The organism is Mesorhizobium sp. M4A.F.Ca.ET.090.04.2.1 (genome assembly GCF_003999085.1).
Classification (GTDB): Bacteria; Pseudomonadota; Alphaproteobacteria; order Rhizobiales; family Rhizobiaceae; genus Mesorhizobium.
In genome coordinates this window covers 1-6,253 of the sequence record NZ_RZOT01000363.1, presented here as the reverse complement: position 1 = coordinate 6,253, position 6,253 = coordinate 1, and the positions used below count along the sequence as shown (strand labels likewise).

8 protein-coding genes and 1 pseudogene are annotated in these 6,253 nt (G+C 63.1%); 4 read left to right on the top strand and 5 right to left on the bottom strand.

The window, feature by feature from the left end:
* Window positions 1–471, bottom strand: a 471-nt coding sequence (locus EN781_RS22745; protein WP_281034388.1) for a DNA-formamidopyrimidine glycosylase family protein, incomplete at its 3' end; no start/stop codon positions are given.
* Window positions 455–1,705: a phosphopentomutase gene (locus tag EN781_RS22740; protein WP_126056641.1), complete on the bottom strand. Its 1,251-nt coding sequence runs from the start codon at window positions 1,703–1,705 to the stop codon at window positions 455–457. The genes EN781_RS22740 and EN781_RS22745, both read right to left, overlap by 17 nt.
* Window positions 1,706–1,886: 181 nt before the next feature.
* On the opposite strand from EN781_RS22740, the gene EN781_RS22735 reads away from it, so the two are divergent.
* Window positions 1,887–2,843 carry a PhnD/SsuA/transferrin family substrate-binding protein gene (locus EN781_RS22735; RefSeq protein ID WP_126059249.1) on the top strand — a complete coding sequence of 319 codons (957 nt, stop codon included), beginning with the start codon at window positions 1,887–1,889 and terminating at the stop codon, window positions 2,841–2,843.
* Between the two features lie 41 nt (window positions 2,844–2,884).
* Here the strand turns inward: EN781_RS22735 and EN781_RS22730 are convergent, their stop codons facing one another.
* From EN781_RS22730 to EN781_RS22720, 3 genes are all read right to left on the bottom strand, one after another.
* Window positions 2,885–3,505: a TadE/TadG family type IV pilus assembly protein gene (locus EN781_RS22730; RefSeq protein ID WP_126056640.1), complete on the bottom strand. Its 621-nt coding sequence runs from the start codon at window positions 3,503–3,505 to the stop codon at window positions 2,885–2,887.
* Window positions 3,506–3,543: 38 nt separating this feature from the next.
* The gene (locus EN781_RS22725) at window positions 3,544–4,134 is read right to left on the bottom strand and encodes a TadE/TadG family type IV pilus assembly protein (protein WP_126056639.1); all 591 of its coding nucleotides are present in this window, start codon (window positions 4,132–4,134) and stop codon (window positions 3,544–3,546) included.
* Window positions 4,135–4,285: 151 nt separating this feature from the next.
* Entirely contained in the window at window positions 4,286–4,705 is a 420-nt protein-coding gene (locus tag EN781_RS22720) for a pilus assembly protein N-terminal domain-containing protein (RefSeq protein WP_126056638.1), read from the bottom strand.
* Between the two features lie 358 nt (window positions 4,706–5,063).
* Between EN781_RS22720 and EN781_RS22715 the strand changes: the two genes are divergently transcribed.
* The 3 genes and pseudogenes from EN781_RS22715 to EN781_RS35475 all read left to right on the top strand — a co-directional run.
* Window positions 5,064–5,234, top strand: coding sequence for a Flp family type IVb pilin (locus EN781_RS22715; RefSeq protein ID WP_126056637.1), 171 nt, complete (start codon window positions 5,064–5,066; stop codon window positions 5,232–5,234).
* Window positions 5,235–5,387: 153 nt separating this feature from the next.
* Window positions 5,388–5,906, top strand: coding sequence for a prepilin peptidase (locus EN781_RS22710; protein ID WP_126056636.1), 519 nt, complete (start codon window positions 5,388–5,390; stop codon window positions 5,904–5,906).
* 206 nt (window positions 5,907–6,112) lie between these two features.
* Window positions 6,113–6,253: pseudogene (locus EN781_RS35475) on the top strand (Flp pilus assembly protein CpaB); the annotation flags it as partial.

Below are 6,253 nucleotides of genomic sequence, written 5' to 3'. Positions count from 1 at the left end.
GTCCAGCGCATTGCCGGTCGGCTCGATGCCGAGGCCGGTCAGCATCGGATGAGTGTCTGGCGCGCCTTCCGCAAACAGCATGAAGCCGAAACGGCGCGGATCGTTGAAGATCACCCGCGAGCGGGTACCCGCGGGAGATTCGATGTCGAACACGACATGGTCGTGCGCCGAATTCTTCGAGCGCTCGTGATGGAACGCGCCGGGCGTTTCGCCTTCGGCGGTTTCGATGCGGAAGGAGCCCGACATGCCGAGATGGCAGATCAGCACCGGACCGCCATCGACATGCATGGTGAGGTACTTGGCCCGCCGGCCGAGCGCGGTGATGGTCTTGCCGGTTAGCCGTTCGGAGAAGCGCGCGGGAAATGGAAACCTGAGATCGGGCCGGCGCGCTTCGACCCTGACCAGGCGAGCGCCTTCCAGGACCGGCTGCAGCCCGCGCCGGACGGTTTCGACCTCAGGCAGTTCGGGCATGGCCGCCCATCGCCGCATAAAAGGAGGTGCCGTGACGGCCGGGCTCCAGCCCGAGATGCTCCGCGACGGTCTCGCCGATATCGGCGAAAGTCGGTCTGAGGCCGATGTCGCCGCCCGCGAGCCCAGGTCCGGTGCCGATCACCGGGATGCGCTCGCGCGTATGGTCGGTGCCGCGCCAGGTCGGATCGTTGCCATGGTCCGCGGTGAGGATGAAGAGGTCGCCTTGCTTCAATTTCGCCAGCGCTTCGGGCAGGCGCCGGTCGAACGCCTCGAGCGCCGCGGCATAGCCGGCGACGTCGCGCCGATGGCCGAACTCCGTGTCGAAATCGACGAAATTGGCAAACACCAGGTCGCCGTCGCCGGCTTCGTCCATCGCGCCGAGCGCCTTGTCGAACATCGCCATGTTGCCGGCGGCCTTGCGCACCTCCGAGATGCCGCGATGCGCGAAGATGTCGCCGATCTTGCCAACCGCGATGACCTTGCTGCCGCGCCCGGTCAGCCGGTCGAGCAGGGTCGGCTCTGGCGGCGGCACCGCATAGTCGCGGCGGTTATATGTCCGTTCGAAGGTGGCGACGCTTTCGCCGACGAAAGGCCGGGCGATAACCCGGCCGATGTTCAGCGGATCGGCCAGCCTGCGCACCGTCTTGCAGAACTCGTAGAGCCGTTCGAGGCCGAAATGCGTTTCGTGCGCGGCGATCTGCAGGACGGAGTCGACCGAGGTGTAGCAGATCGGCTTGCCGGTGCGGATATGCTCCTCACCGAACCGCTCGATGATCTCGATTCCGCCCGCATGGCAGTCGCCCAGAATGCCGGGCACCTTTCCCTCCCGGATCATCGCCTCGGTCAACGCAGCCGGAAAGGCGGGCACTGTCTCGGGGAAATAGCCCCAGTCGAAGCGCACCGGCAGGCCGGCAATTTCCCAGTGGCCGGACGGCGTGTCCTTGCCGCTGGAGATTTCCTGCGCCGCGCCGTGAAGGGTCGCGGCAAGCGGTTCAGTGCCGTCATTGTCGAAGTGGAACCCCGTCGCGGTTTCTGCCGCGCGGGCAAGCCCAAGCGACATCATGTTGGGCACGGCGAGCGGTCCGCGGCGCAAGCCTTCGCGGTCCGCGCGACCCTGGGCGCAGGCGAGTGCAATGTGCCCGAACGTGTCGGCGCCGGCATCGCCATAGCGGGCGGCATCGGCGGCGCCGCCGATGCCGAAAGAGTCGAGGACGAAGAGGAAAGCGCGCGCCATCAAAGGGTCATTGTTGCCTGTCTGCGGCCCCAGACATAGGGTTCCGCATCGCCATTGGCAATTCGGAAACCAAACGGCAACCGCTCGGCGCGATAGTCGGGCGAGGTGGGATGCCGGCACAGGCGGGGCAGGGATGAGAAGGCGCGGCGGATTTTCGGCAAAGCCTTCCTTCAAGGCATGGATGGCTGCTCTGGCGTTGCTGGCCGCATCCTGGCCGGACACGGCCAGCGCCGACTGGCGCGACGACATCGGCACGTTCCGCATCGGCATCGTCGCCGAACCGGGTGGTGGCAACACCGTTCCGGGCCTGGCGCTGCTGACCGACGCCTATACGAAGGCACTGGGCATGAAGGCGGAGTTCGTCGTCGCGCGCGACTACCAGGCGCTGATCGAGGCCCAGGTGGACGGACGAATCCAATATGCCGTCTATTCGGCAATTGCCTATGCGACGGCGTCCGAGCGCTGCGGCTGCGTCGAACCTCTGGTGGCGCCGGTCGACGTGGATGGCGCCACCGGCATCCGCTCCGTCCTTGTGACGCGCGACGGCAAGGTCCCGGACTTGGCCGCGATGGCCAGCCACCGGATCGCCTTGGCGCCTGCCGACAGTATCGGCGGTTCGCTGCTGCCGCTTGCCGGCCTGGCGGATGCAGGTGTCGGAATCAGCGAGGACTCGCCGTACCTGATACACGCCGCTTCGGCCGCCGCCGCCGAAACAATGCTGGTCGATGGTGAGGCCGATGCCCTGTTCGGCTGGGTAGCCTCCAATGACAAAACGGCAGTGCCCGACAGTCAGCCGGCTCTCCCTGCTGGCCAGCCTGCCGGCACGGGCGACCAGGTGGCGGATCCGAACGGGACATTGGCGCGGCTGGAGGCGGCGGGTCTTTCGAAGACGTCCGTTCAGGTGGTGTGGACGTCAGGGCTGCTGAGATATGGCCCGCATGCCGTGCGCAGCGATCTCGACCCCGAGGCCAAGCGCCGGCTCACCGTGTTCCTCACCAACCTGAAGTCGATGACGCCCGATGTCTACGATCTCCTGGAGGCAACGCATTCCGGCGGCTTCACCGTCACCTCGCAAGAGGACTATGCGACGGCGGCGGCGATCGTGCGGCTGGTGTCGGGCAAAGAGGGCCGGCAGTAGTCCCGGACGACGCGGCGACCACCGCGGCGGCAAAGGAATTCTCAGCAATCGCCACAAGGGATCGTGGTGCTCCTGCGCGGCCGCAGGTAATAGGTCTCGCTCATCGAAATGTGGCTGAAAGCCGAGGTCAGTCCAATCCGCTCCTGGCTGTCCGCCGCCCAAGTGATGATCGGCTCATAGGCGAGGTCGCTTTCGACACGGATCAGGAACGTGCCCTTGACGTTGAGCGCGGTGGGAATTGTGGTGGTGGTGGTCTTCGCAGCATCGGCGCTGGTGGCGCCGTTGTCCAGCTTGCGCGACCAGACGACCTGCACCTTCGGCGTCGTATCGGTCGTGACCTCTATGGCCGTGATGACGATCTTGGGGGTCGACCGGTTGTAGGGCTTCAAGGTCGATGTGCCGATCTTCATGATCGCGTCGAGATCCGCCTTGCTGATCGTGTTCTGCTGCGTGACGAGGTCCGCCACCATGCTGCCGATGCGGCTGACCTTCTTGCTGGTCTCGATGGCCTGTGAGGCCTCCATGGTCACGAAATACATGACGAGCAGCAGCGGCACGATGAAGGCGAACTCGATCGCCGCGACGCCGCGGCGATCAGCGCAAAACCGCGTCGCCCTTGCCCAGGCCGCCAAAATCCCCCGATGTGCCCCCGCACGATACATGCCCTTACCCCCGTTTTGCCGAAGCATGCCCGTAAGTCTCAATTGTCGAACGGTTCGTTCTGCCAGGTCACCGACGCGAAATGCAGCGTGTTGCCGTCCTTCAGATTGGCCATCGACCTGGCCATGAAGTCGGTCATGACCGGCCATTTGTAGAAGACGCGCAGCATGTTCTTCGATTCCGCCAGCCCAGGTGATACGCCGAAGCTCGTCGAATTGGTGCCCTGCGTCAGCACGATGTCGCCGTTTACGATCTTGAAGCTTGCCGTTGCGGCGTCCGCAAAGGTTGGATATTCGCGCAGGTCGACGAGCAACCCCGGGCAGTTCTTGGCGACCATGATCTCCAACTTGGCGCAGATCATGTCCTTCAACTTGGTGCCGGACACGTCGGCCGGTCTTAGCTGGCCGGTGCGCAGTTGGCGGGCGATGTCATCCGTGGCATTGGCCATCACCTCCTGGCCGGCAAATGAAATACAGCTTTCGAGGATGGCGAAGACGAGGAGAGCAAAAGGCAGGGCCAACATAGCGAACTCTATCGCCGTGCTGCCGCGCCGATCGCCAGAAAAGCGGGAGCGGAGCCTTGTCCGCCCTTTGCCGCGATTGTCGTCCTCGGGTGCCGGATTCCCGCGCATGCCCCCTCCCTGCCGATCCGTTGATGCCGGCCGGAACACTAGCCAAAACCCATTGAGGTCCGGTTTGGATGACCGTTAGAGTCGTCGAAAAGCCCTTAACCAGCAGCTAACCGTGGCCGGCGGCGCGGCAACGCCGCCGGCGGCCGGCGATTCAGTGGCTGGCGCTCATCTCGGTTTCCGAGGTTCTCTCGCTATCGCTCTTGTAGGAACTCTCGCAATAGGGCGTGCAGGACAGGGTCTGGATCTCGGCACGCCTGTAGATTCTGACCGAGGATGCATCCTGCCGCACGACGGTGACCTGCTCGTCGATGATCGGGCTGCCTTCCTGGTCGAGGACGACCAGGTTGGTGACGCCGAATCCCTTGCCCGTCAGTACGATCGTCGAGGCGTCCTGCACGGAGGCATCGGCAATCGCCGGATTGCCGATGACGATTGTGTCGGCGGCGCGCGACAGCTTGACGATCTTGGCCTGGTTCATGGTGACCTCGATGCCGGGCCCAGCTTTTGCCGGCATGACGAAAGTGGCGGCGAGAAGCGCGGCAACTGCAAACGACGATCTCAATCCGGTCATCAGGACGCTCCAGGGCGGCAAACTGTTCAACGGAACATGAACGAGATTGGTGAACCAACGGTTAAGCCCCGGGCTGTCACGCTTAACACCAGGCTACGGTTGCATGCCGCGCGGGCCGTGATCGCTGCTTGAGCGATCGTCGGGGACCCCGCCTTTACCGCTGCTTTGCGCGAGGCGAGGCGGCCCTTCACTACTTTAGCCGACGATTAACCAAGCAACGGATTCGCGACCGGAAAGGAATCGGTAAGGCTGTTTATTAAGCCGATCGAAAGGGCTTCTCCCTAGATTGGGCAGCATCCGATCAACCGGCAAGAGAAGTTGACGGAAGTGCTGTAACACGTGGAGTAGGAGCTCTCGAATGTCTAATCTCATTGCACGTTTTGTGAAGAACGAGTCCGGTGCGACCGCCATCGAATATGGCTTGATCGCCGCTCTCATCGCGCTCGCCATCATGGTCGGCGCCGGCGCCCTCGGCAACGCGCTGAACAACAAGTTCAACGCGATCGCCACGACGGTCAACAACTCGTAATATCGAAGCAACCAGCTTGCTTTCAAATAAGGGCCGCCTCATTGGCGGCCCTTATTTTTGCCATGCCGGCGATTTTGAAGTCCCGGTCTCATCATTCGTTAATCGAACCTACCTAGGCTGGCGCCAGGTATGGTTTGATCACAGGCGCCACCCATGCTTGAAGCCCTGATCTTCGTCGTCTTTCCGTTCTGCATGCTGTTTGCCGCGATCTCGGACATATTGTCGATGACGATCGCCAACCGCGTGTCGGTGCTGCTGGTGACCGTGTTTGCCCTGGTGGCGCCGCTGACTGGAATGGACTGGGCGACCTGTGGCTGGCATTTTGCGGCAGGCTTCCTGGTGTTGGCCGTGACCTTCGGCCTGTTCGCGCTGGGCGGCATGGGCGGCGGCGACGCCAAACTGCTCGCCGCCACGTCGCTGTGGATGGGCTTCAACATCCATCTTGTCGAATATCTTGTGGTTTCGACGTTCATCGGCGGCCTCCTGACGCTTGCCATCCTCGCCTACCGGAAATCGCCGCTGGCATCCTTTACCGGCCATAATCCATTTTTGCGCCACTTCGCCGACGAAACGAACGGCATACCCTACGGCATCGCGCTCGGCATTGGCGGGTTGCTCATCTATCCGGATTCGCCTCTGGTGGTGTGGGCGCTGGCAAGGCTGGCCACATAGCCTCTTCATTGTCCCGCGATCGACGCGTCTCGCTTTTGATTCGGGCGGCTTGGCCGCCCTTTTCGCATTCCGGAGGCAGTTCCTTCTAATTTATGTAAACCTTAAATTAATCACGATCGTAAGCATTGCATTAACCTTGTTTTGACGATTGCGGCTGCAAAGTCCCCCCTGGCTAGGTGGTTTGCCAAAGGCGAGGGTTCGGACAGATGCCAGCATCCCGACTGATAATACTAAGCGTGGCGGTGGCCGCGGCGGGCGGCGCAGGCTATGTCGCGAAGAAGATGGTGGTGGCTCCGCCGCCCCAGGTCACCGTCGATTCCCCCAAGGCGCCGGCCATCGCCCTGCAG